12 protein-coding genes are annotated in these 16,706 nt (G+C 63.6%); 4 read left to right on the forward strand and 8 right to left on the reverse strand.

Features of this window, described 5'->3' with window-relative positions:
- Window positions 1-21: 21 nt before the first annotated feature.
- Window positions 22-984, reverse strand: coding sequence for an alpha/beta fold hydrolase (locus tag GV818_RS23550; RefSeq protein ID WP_161777671.1), 963 nt, complete (start codon window positions 982-984; stop codon window positions 22-24).
- Between the two features lie 213 nt (window positions 985-1,197).
- On the reverse strand, window positions 1,198-1,953 hold the full coding sequence (locus tag GV818_RS23555; RefSeq protein ID WP_161758871.1) for a TetR/AcrR family transcriptional regulator: 756 nt from the start codon (window positions 1,951-1,953) through the stop codon (window positions 1,198-1,200).
- 353 nt (window positions 1,954-2,306) lie between these two features.
- Here GV818_RS23555 and GV818_RS23560 point away from each other — a divergent pair, with 353 nt between their 5' ends.
- The 4 genes from GV818_RS23560 to GV818_RS23575 are packed head-to-tail and all read left to right on the forward strand — an operon-like array spanning window position 2,307 to window position 6,975.
- Complete coding sequence (locus tag GV818_RS23560) at window positions 2,307-3,011, forward strand: ABC transporter ATP-binding protein (RefSeq protein ID WP_161758872.1); 705 nt, start codon at window positions 2,307-2,309, stop codon at window positions 3,009-3,011.
- Window positions 3,008-4,207 (forward strand): ABC transporter permease, encoded by a 1,200-nt coding sequence (locus GV818_RS23565; RefSeq protein WP_161758873.1) that lies wholly within the window; start codon window positions 3,008-3,010, stop codon window positions 4,205-4,207. The genes GV818_RS23560 and GV818_RS23565 overlap by 4 nt, the downstream gene beginning before the upstream one ends.
- Window positions 4,200-5,699: a TolC family protein gene (locus GV818_RS23570; protein WP_372242119.1), complete on the forward strand. Its 1,500-nt coding sequence runs from the start codon at window positions 4,200-4,202 to the stop codon at window positions 5,697-5,699. The genes GV818_RS23565 and GV818_RS23570 overlap by 8 nt, the downstream gene beginning before the upstream one ends.
- Entirely contained in the window at window positions 5,689-6,975 is a 1,287-nt protein-coding gene (locus GV818_RS23575; protein WP_161758874.1) for an efflux RND transporter periplasmic adaptor subunit, read from the forward strand. Before GV818_RS23570 ends, GV818_RS23575 begins: the two co-directional genes overlap by 11 nt.
- Window positions 6,976-7,123: 148 nt before the next feature.
- On the opposite strand, the gene GV818_RS23580 is transcribed toward GV818_RS23575, so the two are convergent.
- The 6 genes from GV818_RS23580 to GV818_RS23605 all read right to left on the reverse strand — a co-directional run bounded on the left by GV818_RS23580 (window position 7,124) and on the right by GV818_RS23605 (window position 16,662).
- Window positions 7,124-8,827: an AMP-binding protein gene (locus GV818_RS23580; protein WP_161758875.1), complete on the reverse strand. Its 1,704-nt coding sequence runs from the start codon at window positions 8,825-8,827 to the stop codon at window positions 7,124-7,126.
- A gap of 19 nt (window positions 8,828-8,846) precedes the next feature.
- Entirely contained in the window at window positions 8,847-10,145 is a 1,299-nt protein-coding gene (locus GV818_RS23585; protein WP_161758876.1) for an acetyl-CoA C-acetyltransferase, read from the reverse strand.
- Window positions 10,145-11,035: a MaoC family dehydratase gene (locus GV818_RS23590; RefSeq protein ID WP_161777672.1), complete on the reverse strand. Its 891-nt coding sequence runs from the start codon at window positions 11,033-11,035 to the stop codon at window positions 10,145-10,147. Before GV818_RS23590 ends, GV818_RS23585 begins: the two co-directional genes overlap by 1 nt.
- A 3-nt stretch (window positions 11,036-11,038) precedes the next feature.
- Window positions 11,039-12,391: a 3-oxoacyl-ACP reductase gene (locus GV818_RS23595; RefSeq protein ID WP_161777673.1), complete on the reverse strand. Its 1,353-nt coding sequence runs from the start codon at window positions 12,389-12,391 to the stop codon at window positions 11,039-11,041.
- A gap of 30 nt (window positions 12,392-12,421) precedes the next feature.
- Window positions 12,422-14,971, reverse strand: coding sequence for an acyl-CoA dehydrogenase (locus GV818_RS23600; RefSeq protein ID WP_161777674.1), 2,550 nt, complete (start codon window positions 14,969-14,971; stop codon window positions 12,422-12,424).
- A gap of 275 nt (window positions 14,972-15,246) precedes the next feature.
- Window positions 15,247-16,662, reverse strand: a complete 1,416-nt coding sequence (locus GV818_RS23605; protein ID WP_161758880.1) for an outer membrane protein transport protein — start codon at window positions 16,660-16,662, stop codon at window positions 15,247-15,249.
- Between the last annotated feature and the right edge of the window lie 44 nt (window positions 16,663-16,706).

The following is a 16,706-nucleotide window of genomic DNA, read 5'->3' on the forward strand; positions in this document are numbered from 1 at the left end:
CCTGCCAGCCGATGGTCTGCCTCAGTCCGCATCCAGAACGGCAAAGTGCCGGCTCAGGAAGTCCAGCAACAGGCGGTTGACCTGTGGCGCCTGCTCGCTCTGAATCCAATGCCCGCAGTCGTGCAGGGTATGTTGCTCAAGATCAGGTACCACCGCCGGCATGCGCTTGAGGGTATGCGCTTCAAGCACGCCCACCGGATCGCGGTCCCCCAGCAGGAACAAAGTGGGTTGCAGCACCTGGGCGCCCTGCAGGAACTCGGTGCACTGCCAGGTGCGTTCGAAGTTGCGATACCAGTTCAGGGCTCCGCGAAATCCGCGCCCGGCAAACGTCTCTCGGTAGGCCTGGAAATCGTCTTCGGAACACCAGTCGGGCAGCCCGACGGGCACCGAGACCCCATCGAACAGGCGGGCATCGGCCGGCTTGGCCTCCAACAGCGCGGCAACATTGCCCATGAACAGCCGCAGACTGGCGTCGATGTCCGCATCCAGTTCCGCCTCAGCCAGCCCGGGCTCCTGGAAATACAGGATGTAGTTGAAGTGTTCACCATGCACCTCGCGCATGATCTCGCTGGCCGGGCGTTTCGGCCGTCCGGCAAAGGGCACCGACAGGGTCACCAGCGCCGCCACCCGCTGTGGTTCCAGCAGCGCCAGGTGCCAGGCCAGCGGCGCGCCCCAATCGTGGCCGACGATGCACACGCGTTGATGGCCGAAGGAGTCCATGGCCTGTTGAATGTCCCCGCACAGGGTCAGCAGATCGTAGGCCTCGACCGCCTCTGGAGCCGAGCTGCGACCGTAGCCACGCAGCTCCGGCACCAGCACCCTGAAACCTGCGGCCACCAGGGCCGGCACCTGATGCCGCCAGGAGTGCCAGCACTCGGGGAAACCATGCAGCAGCCACACCGGCGGCGCCGACTCAGGGCCCGCGGCCCGGACATTGAGTTCGATACCGTTGACGGACAAAAGGTGCTGTTGATAGGCAATCATCCCGAGCGCTCCAAGGCAGGTGCAGGAGCAAAACCTAGCAGAGCTCACTGGCTGCCCTGAGCATCATTGATCTGTCGAATGATTGCGCTGCTCCTGGAGCCGCTGGCGCAGATTGCGAGCCGCCATGCGACGCCCCCAGGCACACATCTGCTTGGCAGCACACTGCCGCCCGATTGATTGCAGGCGGCAGCAACTGTAGGAGTCGAGGGGGCGTCAGCCGGGAATGAGCCCGACCAGGGATTGGCTTTGCTGGCGAATCAGGCGCTGGGTATTCAGGACCTTTTCCAGGGCCTGTTGCGAATCCGGGTCCTGCATCGGCGCACGAATCGCCGCAGACACCAGGCTGATCAGCTTGGCCATGACTTCGGCGTCGGTGGCTGGGCGGCCCAGGCTCATGGCCTGCATCAGCAGGCGCAGCTCGGTGCCCGCCATGACCCCGGAAATCGCCTTGAGGGCGAACTGCAGGCGCACCCCGAGCTCGTTGCGCGGCAGGTCCGGCAAGGCCAGGGCGAAGGACTTGAAGAAGCGCTCGAACACCGGCTGGTAATGTTCCTTGAGGTATTCCTGAATGAACGGCGAGGTGTCGCTGTACACCCGGCCCAGGAAACGGATGAACGAGCGCCCTTCCAGGCCGCCACTTTCATCGCTGCGCTCCAGGCCCATGGCCGGGGCGAACAACACGCCCAGCAGGGTCTCGCAATCCAGCGGCCCCGCCGACTGTTCTTCACATTTGGCCAGCAGTTCCAGGCGTTGATCATTCAGCGGCCCCAGGCGTTGCATGAGCAAGGCCTTCATCAGCGAATCCTTGTCGCCGAAGTGATAGTTCACTGCGGCCAGGTTGACCTTGGCCCGCTCGGTGATCTGGCGCAGCAGCACCGCGTCGTAACCGTACTTGATGAACAGTGCCTCGGTCGCTTCCAGCAGTCGGGTCTTGGTGACATTGGGGGCACTGAGTTTCTTGGCGACCATGGAGGACTAACCTTTGCTGGGATGAAAAACTGACCGTTCGAACAGTGTTTTAAAAAAAAATTTGATTTTTTATACCCGTGAGAGGCCCTAAAAGCAAGCTCCTGAAGGACTTGCAGAGTGACCGAAGGCCTTTTTGTGACCCGTCGGTTCCTCGAAAAAAAGCCGTCGAAAAAGCCCTCAATTACCCGGTTCAGACGGCTGGCGCAGCAGGATGAACACAGTTACTATTCAAACAAAGTTTTTAAAATAATAAATAAAACCAGAGCTTGGCGTTGCCCCCCGAAAAGCCTGCCGATGATTCCCGAGGTGCGGTTTTTTCAAGCAACCCGTCGAGCCAGCCGGCGCGGTAAGCGATGACAGCGACGATAATCGAGCAAGGTTTTATCTCCCTGCAGGGCATAGGCAAGAGCTATCGGCTGGCGGAGCAACCGCTGCACATTCTGAAGAACGTTTCCCTGTCCATCGAAGCCGGTGAAAGCTGCGCCATTCTCGGCGCTTCGGGTTCCGGCAAAAGCACCCTGCTGAACATCCTCGGCCTGCTGGACTTGCCCGACAGCGGCGACTATCGCTTTGCCGGCCACGACATCTTTGCCGCCAGCCCCGACCAGTTGGCAGCGATCCGCAACCAGCAGATCGGCTTCGTGTTCCAGAGCTTCAACCTGCTGGCCCGCCTCAGTGCCCTGGACAACGTCGCCCTGCCCCTGAGCTACCGCGGCGTGTCCCGACGCGAATCCCTGGAACGGGCCATGCACCGGCTCGATCAGGTGGGCCTGGCAGAGCGCGCCGAGCATCGCCCGGCCGATCTGTCCGGCGGCCAGCGCCAACGGGTGGCGATCGCCCGCGCGCTGGTGGGCGAACCCTCGGTGATCCTGGCCGACGAACCCACCGGCAACCTCGACAGCCACACCGCCCAGGAGATCATGGACCTGCTGCTGTCATTGAACCGTGAACGCCAGGTCACCCTGATCATCGTCACCCACGACCCGAACATTGCCCAGCGCCTGGAGCGGCAGATCCGGGTCACTAACGGTGTGGTGCAGGAGGTCTGCCCGGCATGAGCCTGATGCTCGAGCAAAGCGCCAGCCAGTTGCTGCACGAAGCCTTTATCAGCCTGCGCACCTTGGGCAAACGCTCGATCCTGGCCCTGTTGGGGATCGTCATCGGCAGTTCATCGGTAGTGGCCTTGATCAATATCGGCCACAACGCCGCCGAAGATGCCGCGGCGATTTTCCAGGACATGGGCACCGATACCCTGGCGGTGCAGTTCCCCGACTCATCAGGGAACCGCACACCCATGCCGGCGACCCTGGATATCCAGCAACTGCACAGCGCCTTGCCCTCGCTCCTGCACATCGCGCCCGTGGCCCTGTTCAGCGGGCCGGTGGTTTACCAGGGCCTAACCACCAATGCCAATCTGGTGGGCAGCACCGCGTCCCTGGCGGAGGCCATGCGCCTGCAATTGCAGGAGGGGCGTTTTCTTTCGCAATTCGACGCCGGTGAAACCTACGCGGTGGTCGGTGCACAGGTCGCCCAAGCCCTGAGCAAACCCCATGCGCCACTGCGCCTGGGGGACCGAATCCGCATCAACGACTACCTGTTCCAGGTCATTGGCATCCTGCGCAGCCAGCCCGCTGCGGTACTGATCCCGGTGCAGACCAACGAATCCCTGTTCATCCCGCTGGAAGGCATGCGGCGCATTTCCAGCAGCCCGCAGATCAGCAACCTGATCGCCCGCACCACGCAGGCCCAGGACATGAATCAGCTGGCCACGGCACTGTCTGAAACGTTGAAGAAACAGCTGCCGGGGCGCGAGGTCGAGGTGCAGATCCCGCAAAAGATCATCGATGGCATGACCCGGCAAAGCCGCACCTTTGGTTACTTGTTGATGGCCCTGGGCGGCATCTCGCTGGTCGGCGGCGGTGTCGGGGTGATGAACGTGATGCTGATGAACGTCTCGGAGCGCCGCCGGGAGATCGGCATCCGCATGGCCCTGGGGGCTCGACGCCGGGATATCCGCAATCTGTTCCTGCTTGAAGCGGTGACCCTGACCGCGGTCGGCGCCCTCTCCGGGGCCGTGCTTGGCCTGAGCGCCGCCTACCTCTATGCCCGCGTTTCAGGCTGGGTATTTTCCCTGGCCTCCGCGTCCTTGCCCCTGGGGATCGGCAGCACCTTGTTGATCGGGCTGTTCTTCGGCCTGTATCCGGCGATCTCGGCCTCGCGCCTGCAACCGGTGGAGGCGCTGCGCGATGATTAACCAGCCACGCGCCGCGTTCTTGCTGTTGTGCCTGCTCAGCGCCGTGGGCCAGGCCCAAGCGCAGGACATGAACGTGGCCCGCCAAGCCTCGGCCCCGAGCATGCGCAGCACCTATGAGCGCAGCGCCCTGCTCAGCCAACAGCAGGCCAGCCTGACCCTGGGCGACGCGGTCTACCTGGGGTTGCGCAACAACCGCGGGATTCGCAGCGCCTACCTGCAGCGGGTCGCACAGAAGTTCGACCTGCGGGTCTCCGAGGACGCGTTCAATCCCAAGCTGGTGCTCAACGGTGCCTATCAAGCCAACAAGGGCAGCGATGACGGTGCGCGCAAGGCGACCTTGAGTCCCACCTCAAGCCTGCTCGGCGAGTACGGTACCCGCCTGAACCTGGCCTGGCGGCAGGAGCTGAACAATGCCAATCGTGCCGGCTACTACCGCCGCGACGGCCTGGACCTGGCTATTATCCAGCCGCTGCTCAAGGGCGCCGGCTGGGACGTCACCACCGCCCCGCTGCGCCTGGCGCGGATCAACGAGCAAGCCTATCGCCTCAACCTCAAGGCCAACGTGGCGCAAACCATCACCGACATCATTGGCGCCTACCGCGAGCTGCTGCGGGGCCAGGAGCAACTGACGATCGTCGAGGATGCGCTCAAGCGCGCCAATGCCCTGCTTGAGGTGAACAAGGCCCTGATCGGTGCCGGGCGCATGGCGGAATTCGAGATTGTGCAGACCGAGGCCGACATCGCCAGCCAGGAGCTGGGGGTCGAGGAAGCGCGTAATCAAGTGGACATCAATCGCCTGACCCTGCTGCGCCTGCTGGCGCTGGACCTGTCCACGCGAATTCGCGCCAGCGATGGCCTTGAGGCGACTCGGATCAGCATTGACCAGCAGCAGGCGCTGCACCTGGCCAAGGCTCAGCAACCGAACTACCTGGCGACGCTGCTGGGCAGCCAGCAGGCCGACCTGAACCTGGTGATCGCCAAGGACCAGAGCCGTTGGGATGTGTCGCTGGTGGCCGGGGCCAATCAGGTGCGCAACCGCTACGACAACGACGGCGGCAATGGCACGGGACGGACCTGGGACAGCTACGCCGGAGTCCAGGTACAGATCCCCATTGGTGACCTCAGCACACGCCAGGCAGAAGTCCATGCCCGGGTCGATGTGGAGAACCAGGAACTGGTCCTGGCCGACGCCCGCCAGGCCCTGGAACGCAGCGTCAACGATGTGGTGCGAGACCTCGGCACCCGCTGGCGGCAATACGAAATATCCCAGCGCGCGGTGGAGCTGTCCAAGCGCAAACTGGCCATCGAGCGGGAGAAACTCAGCGCCGGACGCTCCAGCAACTTTCAGGTGCTGAGCTACGAAAGCGATTTGCGCGGTAGCGAAAATGCTCGCCTCAATGCCCTGATTGCCTACCTCAACGCCCAGAGCCAACTGGATCTGACTTTGGGCACCACCTTGGAGACCTGGGACATTGCGCTCAATGACTACTGATCAACGAACATGGCGCAAGCGTGGCCTGCAAGGTGGCGCGGTGGTGTTGGTGCTGGCCTTGGCCGGCGCCGGCCTGGTCGGCTACCGCGCCCCGGCCGGTCCTGCAGCCGAGCAAGGCCGTTGGATCGAAGTCAGCAGCGCGCCGCTGATTCATCAGATCGGCCTGGTGGGCAAGATTGAACCGCAAGCCACCATCAGCCTGACGGCGCCCTTCGATGGCAATGTCCTGACCACCCTGGTGGAACAGGGCCAACGGGTCGAGGCCGGCCAGACCTTGTTGAAGATGGACCCCAGCCTGATCGAAATCCAGCTGCGCGAAGCCTTGTCGACCCAGCTCAAGGCCCGTCGTGCGGTGCAGGAACTGCAGGACTGGAACAACAGCACCCAAGTCACCCGGGCGCGCCGCACCCTGCGCACCTCACAAATGACGGTGAGCAACTCCGAGCGCAAGCTCAGCGAAAGCCAGAACCTGTTTGCCCGCGGCATCATTCCCCGTAATGAACTGGATGACCTGACCCAACTGCTGCAGACCCAGCGCCTGGACCTGACCGCGGCCCAGGGCGAACTGCAACAGGCGCTGGATCAGGGCAAGGGCGAATACCGGCAGATCGCCGACATGGAACTGACCAATGCCACGGTCAAGTACCAAGCACTGCGCAATCTCCTGGCCGGCAAGGACCTTACGGCACCGTTTGCCGGGATCGTGGTCCCGGCGCCGGGCATCAACCTGGCGCAACTCGCTTCGGCCGCCACTCCGGGCCCGGTGCAGGCCGGCAGCAAGGTTGGTCAGGGCCAGGCGTTGTTCGGCCTGGCCAACATCGAACAATTGAAGATCGTCAGCAAGGTCTCGGAGCTGGATATCAACCAGTTGCACCAGGGCCAGAGTGTGGAAATCCTCGGGGACGGCTTTGATGGCGAACGCCTCAGTGGCCAGGTAGAGATCGTCAGCAGCCTGGCCCTGCCGGGCGATGCCAGTGGTGGCAGCGCGCAGTTCCCGATCACCCTGTCGATCCCCAAGCTCAACCGTGAACAACTGCAGCGCGTACGCCTGGGGATGAGTGCGCGCTTGACCATCATCACCTACCGCAACGATCAGGCGATCGTGCTGCCGCCAACGGCGATCCAGCACGGGGCAGACGGCCTGAGCGTGGAATACCGGGCCTCCGCCGATCAACCGGCAAAACGCCTGCCGGTGAGCGTCGGTCAATCGACGGCGCAAGGTGTCGAAGTGTTCGGCCTGCCGCCGGGCCAGGTGCGCCTCCCTGGCGCCCCGTGAAACTCCAACCTCACAACAGCGCCGACACGCCGGCGGTCTTTTTGTAGGAGCCGGCTTGCCGGCGAAGAGGCCCGCAAGATCTGCAGCGCCCTTGCTGACGCCTTCGCTGGCAAGCCAGCTCCTACGGTGGTGTTGGCCGTTCAGCGGCTCAGCGCAATGCCCGGCGCAGGACCTTGCCAACTGTGGTCTTGGGCAGCTCTTCGGTGCGGAACTCGACGTAGCGCGGCACCTTGTAGCCGGTGAGGTATTCCCGGCAGTGAGCCAGCAACTGATCCTGGGTCAGGTTCGGGTCCTTGCGCACCACGAAGATCTTCACTTTCTCGCCGGTCACTTGATCCTCGACGCCAATCGCCGCGACCTCCGCCACCCCCGGGTGCAAGGCCACCACGTCCTCGATCTCGTTGGGGTACACGTTGAAGCCAGACACCAGGATCATGTCCTTCTTGCGGTCCACCAGGCGGATGAAGCCCTGCTCGTTCATCACCCCGATATCGCCGGTGGACAACCAGCCATGGCGGTCCAGGACCTTGGCGGTTTCTTCCGGACGCTGCCAGTAGCCCTTCATCACCTGGGGCCCACGGACCTGCAACTCGCCCTCCTCACCGATCTCGGCCAACTGGCCGTCCTCACGCATGAAACGCACCCAGGTCGACGGCAGCGGCACGCCGATGGTCCCGGTAAAGTCGCCCTCGCGCATGCGCGCAATGTCGATCGGGCTGATGCTCACCACTGGCGAACATTCAGTCAGGCCGTAGCCCTCGATGATCGGCACCCCGGTGACTTCCTTCCAACGTCGGGCCACCGCGGTGTGGGTGGCCATGCCGCCGGCAATCGCCAGTTTCAGGTCGGAGAAATCCCGGCCGCGAAACGCTTCGTTCTCCAGCAAGCCGTTGAACAGGGTGTTGACCCCGACGATGCCGCTGAACTTTTCCTTGCGCAGAATCATCTGCACCCGCTTCACGTCCCGGGGGTTGGCGATGAGGATGTTGCGCCCGCCCAGGCACATGAACATCAGGCAGTTCACCGTCAGCGACAGCACGTGGTACAGCGGCAGCAGGGTGACGTTGGTTTCCTGTTGGTTCTCGTCCAGTTGATCGCCGACCCAGGCCTTGGCCTGCATCAGGTTGGCGAGAATATTACGGTGGGTGAGCATCGCGCCCTTGGCATCGCCGGTGGTGCCGCCGGTGTATTGCAGGAAGGCGATGTCGTCCTGCTGCAGGTCAACCGGCCGATGTTCCAGGCGCGCGGCCTGCTTCATCATCGCCGGATAGCGGATGGACCCGGGCAGGTTGAACGCGGGTATCTGCTTTTGCACATGGCGCAGGACGAAGTTCAGCGCCGCGCCCTTGAAGGTGCCCACCAGGTCGCCGATCGAGGCCACCACGATGTGCTTCAGTTTGCTGCCCGGCATCGCCTGTTCCAGGGTGTGGGCAAAATTCTCGAAGATCACCACGGTCTCGGCGCCGCTGTCCTTGAGCAGGTGCCGAAGTTCGTGGGCCGTGTACAGCGGGTTGACGTTGACCACCACCGCCCCCACCAGCAGGGTGCCGAACAGGCAGATCGGGTACTGCAGGCTGTTGGGCATCATCAACGCCACCCGGTCGCCCTTCTTTACCCCTTTCGCTTGCAGCCAGGCGGCGAAGGCGAACACGCGTTTCTCCCACTGGTCGTAGCCCATCTCGGTGCCGATGCTCACATAGGCCACCCGCTGGCGGTACTTGTCCACGTGTTCAAGGAACACCTCGCGCAGCGACGGATAGCGGTCGATGTCGGCTTCGATATCGCTGGGCACCCCCGGCAGGTAAGCGTTCAACCAGATACGCTCGGCAGGTTGCAGGCTCACGACACTCATTGGCAGTCTCCTGGTTATTTTATTTTTCGACGATGGCGGTGATGCCCAGCCCGCCTGCTGCACAGATGGAAATCAGGCCACGGCCGCCGCCTCGTTCATGGATCGCCTTGGCCAGGGTCGCCAGTTGGCGGCCACCGGTCGCGGCGAAAGGATGACCACAACCCAGGGAGCCGCCGTTGATATTGAGTTTGCTGCGCTCAATGCTCCCCAGCGGCGTCTCCAGCCCGAGTTTCTCGCGGCAATAGTCGGGGTCTTCCCAGGCCTTGAGGGTGCACAGCACCTGGGCGGCGAAGGCTTCGTGAATCTCGTAGAAGTCGAAATCCTGCAGGCTCAGGCCTTCCCGGGCGAGCATTCGCGGCACCGCATAGGCCGGCGCCATCAACAAGCCTTCGCTGGCGTCGACAAAATTCACTGCCGCCGTTTCCCCGGTACGCAGGTACGCCAGTACCGGCAGGTTGTTGGCCGCCGCCCAGTCTTCGCTGGCCAACAGCACCACCGAGGCGCCATCGGTGAGCGGCGTCGAGTTGCCGGCAGTCAGGGTGCCGCTGTTGCGGTCGTAGGCCGGGCCCAGGCCGGCGAGTTTCTCCAGGCTGGCATCGGCCCGCAGGTTGTTGTCACGCTTGAGGCCGCGGTACGGGGTGATCAGGTCATCGAAGAACCCCCGTTGGTAAGCGGCGTGCAGTTGCTGGTGGCTGGTCAGGGTCAGTTCGTCCTGGGCCAGGCGCTTGATCTGCCAACGCTTGGCCATTTCTTCACAGTGCTCACCCATGGACAGGCCGGTGCGCGGCTCGCCATTGCGCGGCAACAGCGGCTTGAACAACATGCCCGGCCGAACCTTCAGCAGGCTGCGCAGTTTGTTGCCGGTGCCCTTGGCCCGATTGGCCTGGAGCAAGGTGCGACGCAGGCCCTCGTTGATCCCGATGGGCGCGTCGGAAGTGGTGTCGGCACCGCCGGCGATGCCGACTTCGATCTGCCCCAGGGCGATCTTGTTGGCCACCAGCAGCGCCGCCTCAAGTCCGGTGCCGCAGGCTTGCTGCACATCGTAGGCCGGGGTTTGCGGCGACAACGTGGTGGACAGCAGGCTTTCCCGAGCCAGGTTGAAATCACGGGAATGCTTGATCACCGCCCCCGCGGCGAACTCGCCCAAGCGCTGGCCCGAGAGGCCGAAGCGGTCCACCAGGCCCTGCAATGCGGCCACCAGCAGATCCTGGTTGCTGTCATTGGCATACACCGTATTGGAGCGGGCAAACGGAATCCGATTGCCGCCGATGATTGCCACCCGACGCACCGGCGCCGGATTGAAACTGTACTCAGTCATCACCGAGCTCCCCCGATAAATAGGCCGCGCATGTGCGGCTTGTCCCCCGCGTTGTTGCGCACTTCGAATGCCTGTTGCTGGTCGACAGGCGGCTGGCTCCACAAGGTCACGGCCGCCGGCAGGAAGATCGGCAGCTTGAACTCGCAATCCAGCTGCGCTGCGGCCAGCGGGTGCGGCGGTTGCTGCGCCGCCAGCGCCCGGCCCAGGGTCCACAGGCCGTGGGCAATTGGCCGGCGAAAGCCGAACAGCCGGGCACCGAGCCACGAGGTATGGATCGGATTGAAGTCACCACTGACCTGGGCAAAACGCCGTCCCAGATCGCCCCCCAAGGTCCAGCGCTGGGTGCGGATCAGGGCCTGCTCATCCAGGTTCAGCGTGCCCTGCCAGGGCTCGCCAATCGGTGCCGCTACCCCGCGCCGCAGGTACAGGCTGTCACTTTCCCAGACCAGGCTGCCGCCACTGTGGGCCCGGGTGGCAATGGACAGGGCCTGGCCCTTGGGATGCGCCAGCCAATGCTCGGCGAACACCTCCAGGCGCAGGGCCTGGCCCTGGGCCAATGGCTGGTACTGACGGATGCGGTTGGCCAGGTGCACCATGCCGCTGGCCGGGTAGGCAAAGGTGCGACTGGTGAGCAGCATCAGGTGCAAGGGAAACGCCAGGGTGTGGGGAAACGACAGCGGCACCCCGTGCTCCCGGCGAAAGCCGCAGGCCTGGGCATAACCGGCAATCGCCGCCTCCTGCAGCTCCACCGCCGGACGCACCAGGCGCTCCAGCGGCAAGGTCGGCGGCGCCTGCAGCTTGGGCTTGCGCAAGCTGCGGATACCTTCGTACAGCAACTGGCCACGGGACGGTGGTGGTTCGATGATGCGTATCGCGCTATCGGCATTCATGGCTCAGGCCCCCAGCAGGCTTTGCCCGCAGACGCGGACCAGCTGTCCATTGATCCCGCCGGAAGCCGGATGGGCCAGCCAGGCGATGGTTTCCGCCACGTCCACGGCCTGCCCGCCCTGGGACATGGAATTCATCCGCCGTCCGGCCTCGCGAATCATCAGCGGGATCTTCGCGGTCATCTGGGTTTCGATGAACCCCGGAGCCACACCGTTGACCGTGATCTGCTGGCGCGCCGCCAAGGGCGCCAGGCTCTGCACCAGGCCGATGACCCCGGCCTTGGAGGTGGCGTAGTTGCTTTGCCCGAGGTTACCGGCAATCCCGGAAATCGACGACACGCAGACAATCCGTCCTCCCGGGTTCAGCCCCTGCCCTTCCAGCAACGCCTGGCTGAGCAGCAGCGGCGCCTCGAGGTTGACCGCCATGACCTTGCGCCACGCAGCCTCGGTCATCTTCGCCAGGGTCTTGTCCTGGGTGATCCCGGCGTTGTGCACGACGATATCGAAGGCGCCGTGCTCACCGACGAACTCCAGCAACCGCTGGCCGGCGCCGGAAGCGCTAATGTCCAGGGCCAGGGCGCTGCCGCCCAGCCCCCCCGCCGCTTGCTGCAGCTCGGCCTCGACCTGGGGAATATCCAGGCACACCACCTGGGCGCCCTCCCGGGCCAGGACCTTGGCGATGGCCAGGCCGATACCGCGACAGGCACCGGTGACCAGGGCCCGACGGCCGTGGAGCGGCTGCGCCCAATCGATGTGCTTGGGCACGTCCACCGGTTCGCCGATACGCACCACCTGGCCCGAGACATAGGCCGAGCGGCGAGACAGGAAGAACCGCAGGCTGCTGTCCAGTTCCGCTTCGGCGCCGGGCTCGACGTACAGCAACTGCACGGTGATGGCCCGGCGCAATTCCTTGCCCAATGAGCGCACAAAGCCTTCCAGGGCGCGCTGCGCCACCGCCTGGGCGAGCGCCGTGCAATGCTCCGGCGGCGTGCCCAACACCAGTACCCGACCGTGGGCGGTCAGGCGCCGGACGTTGGCGTGAAAGAAACGGTACAGCTCATCGAGCTGGGCGATATCGCTCAGCCCGCTGGCATCGAACACCACGCCCTGGACCTTCACCGTGGAAGGTGCAGTGATGCTGGCGGCCTGCGCGGCCACCGTGTCGGTGGCGGCGAAGATCCGTTGCAGTTCGCCCAACAGACGCCCCTCGGGCGCCGCGGCAAGGATCACCGGGTTGATCAGGTTGCTGCCCTGGCCCTCGCGGTGGCGTTGCAGCGGCACCGGTTGTGGCAGGCCCGTGCGCTGGGCCAGCCAGCGCCCCCACCCGGAATTGACGAACGAAAGATAACCATCAGACATAAAGAGATCCCGATCAAAAGCCGTAGAGGGTCAATAGGCCGAATCGCTGGCCGTCACCGCGTCTTCGCTGCTGGCGGCACGTTTGCGCGGCGCCGGCTTGGCGCTTTGCTCGAAGTGCGTCTGACGCTGTTGCAGGGCTTCCAGCAGACCGAAGTCCTGGGGGAAGTCGTCGACCTGGATCGCGTGGTCGCCGTACTCCACATAGCGCCCCAGCAACTCGTCCTCGTCGGCACTGATCAGTTGCTGCTCCAGGGCCTTGACTCGCCAGATGACAAACGCCTCGCGGGAAATCGGCAGCGGCGCCAGGGTGCCCTGCTTGATCGCCGGCTTGAGCCGCGCCTCGATCAGGTCCACTTGCGGCTGCAGGCGGAACGCCAGTTCGCCATAGGCCAGCTTGTCGATTTCCGGCTGAGGCATGTAGGAATCGGCCAGCAGGCGTTCGCGGGTAGGGCCCGGGGTCTGCACCAGCTCGGCGACTTGCGCCAACAGTTGGTCGCAGGGTTTGTGCTGAGGGATACCCATCGGGAAGCTCAAGCCACGGATGATCCGGGCAGCCGCCTTGGACGGGTAGTTGTCCAGCACCTCGGCCAGGGCTTCATGGGCCCGCAGCAGCGCATCCTGGGCTGACCAGTGCACCAGCGGCAGATCGGACTGTGGACGACCGTCATCCTCGAAACGCTTCAACACGCAGGACAGGATGTACAGCTGCGAGAGAATGTCCCCCAGGCGCCCGGTGATACTTTCCTTGCGCTTGAGGGCACCGCCCAGCACGCCCATGGAAATGTCCGAGGTCAGGGCCAGGACCACCGACAGACGCTGGATCTGCCGGTAGTAAGGAGCCAGGGCCTTGTCGGTCTTGGCCGGGGCCTTGATCAGGCGCCCGCCGGTAAGTGCATGCACCGCTGCCCGCACCGTGTTGGCCAACACAAAGCTGATATGGCCGAACATTGCGCTGTCGAAATCTTCCAGGCTCTTGCGCCCGCTGTCGCGGGCCGCTTCCATTTCGCGCAACACATAAGGATGGCAGCGGATCAGGCCCTGACCGTAGATGATCAGGCAGCGGGTCATGATGTTCGCGCCTTCAACAGTGATGGCGATCGGGCTTTGCTGATAGGCCCGGGCGAGGAAGTTGTTGGGCCCCATGCAGATGCCCTTGCCGGCGACGATGTCCATGCCGTCATTGACGATGGCCCGGGCGCGCTCGGTGACGTGGTACTTGGCGATGGCCGAGATCACCGAGGGCTTTTCGCCGGCGTCCAGGGACGCCACCGACACCTTGCGCACCGCGTCGCAGGTGTACAGGTGCCCGGCCATGCGCGCCAGAGGAGCCTGCACCCCTTCGAACTTGCCGATCGGCAGGCCGAACTGCTTGCGCATCGCCGCGTAAGCAGTGGTGCCGCGTACTGCAACCTTGCCCATGCCGACGTTGGCCGACGGCAGGGAGATCGCCCGGCCAGCGGCCAGGCACTCCATCAGCATGCGCCAGCCGTTGCCCACCTGGTCGCCGCCGCCGATCACCCATTCCAGGGGAATGAACACATTCTTGCCAGTGGTCGGGCCGTTCTGGAACACCGCGTTCAGCGGCCAGTGACGGCGCCCGGTATTGACCCCCGGATGGCGGGTGGGGATCAGCGCGCAGGTAATACCCAGGCTGCCTTTCTTGCCCAGCAAGCCCTCTGGGTCTTCGGCGCGAAAGGCCAGGCCCAGCACCGTGGCAATCGGCCCCAGGGTGATGTAGCGCTTGTCCCAGGTAACGCTGAAACCCAGCACTTCCTGGCCTTCGAACTGACCTTTGCAAACCACCCCGACATCGGGAATTGCCCCGGCGTCGGAGCCGGCGTAGGGGCTGGTCAGGGCGAAGCACGGGATGTCTTCGCCGCGAGCCAGGCGCGGCAGGTAATGCTGGCGCTGGGCTTCGGTGCCGTAGTGCAACAGCAACTCCGCCGGGCCCAGGGAGTTGGGCACCATCACCGAGATCGCCGCCGCCGAGCAACGGGTGGAGAGCTTCATCACCACTTGCGAGTGAGCGTAATGGGAGAAGCCCTTGCCGCCGTACTGCCGGGGAATGATCATCCCCAGGAAACCGGCGTCCTTGGTGTATTGCCAGGCCTTGGGCGACAGATCCTGCCAGACCTGGGTGGTTTCCCAGTCGTTGGCCATGTCACACAGGGTTTCCACTTCATTGTCCATGAACGCTTGTTCTTCAGCGCTCAGGCTGGCCGGTGCGGCCTGCAGCAAGCGCGGCCAATCGGGCTTGCCACTGAACAGCTCGGCGTCCCACCAGACCGTGCCGGACTCGATGGCCGCGCGCTCGGTGTCGGACATCGCCGGCATGATCTTGCGGAACATCGCCAGGGCCTTGCGGGTCAGCAAGGCGCGACGCAGCGGCTTGATTGCCAGCACCGCAGCCGGCAGCAGGACCAGCGCCGTGCCCAGGGTCAGCCCCAGGGTGCCCAGCAAATTGAACAGATGCCCTGCCGCCAGCCAGACCAGGCCAATGCCCAGCCACAAGACTGCAGTCGCTTGTCGATAGGCCAATGCAAGTGCCGCGGCGAGTCCCAACAATAACCAGACAATCATGGAATACCTCTCTTGTTCTAACGAGACAACCACGTGGAACCTGGGCGTTGTGCCGGCCCCTCGAAGATCACCCTACAAAGGAAAGAACGACGTTTCAAATTTTATTTTTAAATAATAATTTAAACATTTGGCAAAAATATGCGGCTGAGCGAACTCAGCCTCGAGGACACAGGGAATGGGTCAGGACGCGAACGACGCCCGCCGGTCCAGGCTACGGCAATACAGCAGACGCAGCCTGTACCGCCGTGCGCCTGAAACCCGGCGCAGTACGGGTGTCAGAAGTGATAGGTCGCAGACAGGCTGACCACTTCACCCGAGGCTTCAACCTTGCCATCGAGGCGAGACCCGCCAAGACGATCCTGGTTCTGGGTCTGGATCCGGGCTTCCTTGACGAATTGCCGCGAGTAGGCGCCGTCGATGGTCAGCCCTGGAACCGCCTTGATGTCATAACCAAAACCCAGCGAGGTGAACCAGCGATCATTGTCCGGAATCCGTGGGTCACGGGTTGAACCACGGGTCGGCGTCTGGTCGAAGGCCACACCGGCACGCAGTGTCAGCTGATCGGTGAAACGGTAGTCGCCACCCACCGAGTACATCATCGAGTCCTTGTATCGGTAGGGGATCGAAATGAGGGTGTTGCCATCGGACTTGAGCGTCAGGTCCTTGAACGACGACCACTGTGTCCAGAGTGCGCTGACGCCGAGGGTGAAGCGATCATTGAACACGTGCACCCAGTCGATAGCTGCACTGGCCGGAATATCCAGCTGGGCCGAGGCATTGGCGCCATCGGGATTGAGCTTGAGCCCCGGATAGGCAATTTCCACGAGGGATGGCCCTGAGGAAGAGTCGGTGTAGGCCCGGCCCAAGGCGTCGGCCCGGATATTGTATTTACCTTCCAGCTTGTTCTTGATCTTGGCGTGATAGTTCACCCCCAGAGTGTCCTGTTCGGTAGGTTTCCAGGTCACCCCGGTAAACCAGCCGACGGAGGTGTTATCCACCTTGACCCGCATCAGGTTGGAACCCACGCCTGAAGGAGCGCCCGGCAACAGGGAGACCCCGGCGGCACCGCTCAAGTTGAGGTTCTGGCTGACAAAGCCGTTGGTGTGCTGGAGGATCGCGCCCAGGCCGAGGGCGAACTGATCGTTGACCTTGAACGAGAAGGCGCCTGAGACCCCCGCCGTTTCGATCTTGGTGTCCACCGCGAAATCCTGTCCCTTCCAGCCGTTGTCCCAGGTGCTGCGCATGCCCATGGGAACCACTTGGCTCAAGCCAAAGGCAAAGCGATCATTGATGGGCATGACCAGGAAGCCGGTCGGCAACCAGGCGGTAAAACCACCCTCGCCACCATTGCCTTCAAGCGGGGTCTGGTTGAAAGGATCGTCGATCGAAGAGGTGGAGGCCGGCTTGCCTTGGTAATCGTAGGCATTGCCCTTGTACTTGAGCTTGATCCGCGCGTAATCGACGGTCATCTGTGCCACGTTCTGATCGATGAACGCCATGGCTGCCGGGTTGTTGTAGGCCGCACTGGGATCATTCTTGAACAATGACCCCCCACCGAACGCCCGACCCCAGCCGGGGGTACCAAAAGTAGGAGTAGTAAAACCACCCGCTTGCACCGACCCGGAACTCATCAGGCCGCCCAGCACTGCCAGGCCGATGACTGCCTGGATCTTGTGTTTCTTATTATTCATGCCCCACTCCTTATTATTATCGACCGCGATCGGCTAGCACCGAT

Source organism: Pseudomonas sp. Fl4BN1 (assembly GCF_009908285.1).
GTDB lineage: Bacteria > Pseudomonadota > Gammaproteobacteria > Pseudomonadales > Pseudomonadaceae > Aquipseudomonas.

Bases quoted from the DNA above. Each gene is read 5' to 3' on its own strand.
- GV818_RS23555 (WP_161758871.1), bottom strand. From the start codon at position 1,953: ATGGTCGCCAAGAAACTCAGTGCCCCCAATGTCACCAAGACCCGACTG.
- GV818_RS23560 (WP_161758872.1), top strand. From the start codon at position 2,307: ATGACAGCGACGATAATCGAGCAAGGTTTTATCTCCCTGCAGGGCATA.
- GV818_RS23585 (WP_161758876.1), bottom strand. From the start codon at position 10,145: ATGACTGAGTACAGTTTCAATCCGGCGCCGGTGCGTCGGGTGGCAATC.
- GV818_RS23600 (WP_161777674.1), bottom strand. From the start codon at position 14,971: ATGATTGTCTGGTTATTGTTGGGACTCGCCGCGGCACTTGCATTGGCC.
- GV818_RS23570 (WP_372242119.1), top strand. From the start codon at position 4,200: ATGATTAACCAGCCACGCGCCGCGTTCTTGCTGTTGTGCCTGCTCAGC.
- GV818_RS23595 (WP_161777673.1), bottom strand. From the start codon at position 12,391: ATGTCTGATGGTTATCTTTCGTTCGTCAATTCCGGGTGGGGGCGCTGG.
- GV818_RS23550 (WP_161777671.1), bottom strand. From the start codon at position 984: ATGATTGCCTATCAACAGCACCTTTTGTCCGTCAACGGTATCGAACTC.
- GV818_RS23580 (WP_161758875.1), bottom strand. From the start codon at position 8,827: ATGAGTGTCGTGAGCCTGCAACCTGCCGAGCGTATCTGGTTGAACGCT.
- GV818_RS23605 (WP_161758880.1), bottom strand. From the start codon at position 16,662: ATGAATAATAAGAAACACAAGATCCAGGCAGTCATCGGCCTGGCAGTG.
- GV818_RS23575 (WP_161758874.1), top strand. From the start codon at position 5,689: ATGACTACTGATCAACGAACATGGCGCAAGCGTGGCCTGCAAGGTGGC.
- GV818_RS23590 (WP_161777672.1), bottom strand. From the start codon at position 11,035: ATGAATGCCGATAGCGCGATACGCATCATCGAACCACCACCGTCCCGT.
- GV818_RS23565 (WP_161758873.1), top strand. From the start codon at position 3,008: ATGAGCCTGATGCTCGAGCAAAGCGCCAGCCAGTTGCTGCACGAAGCC.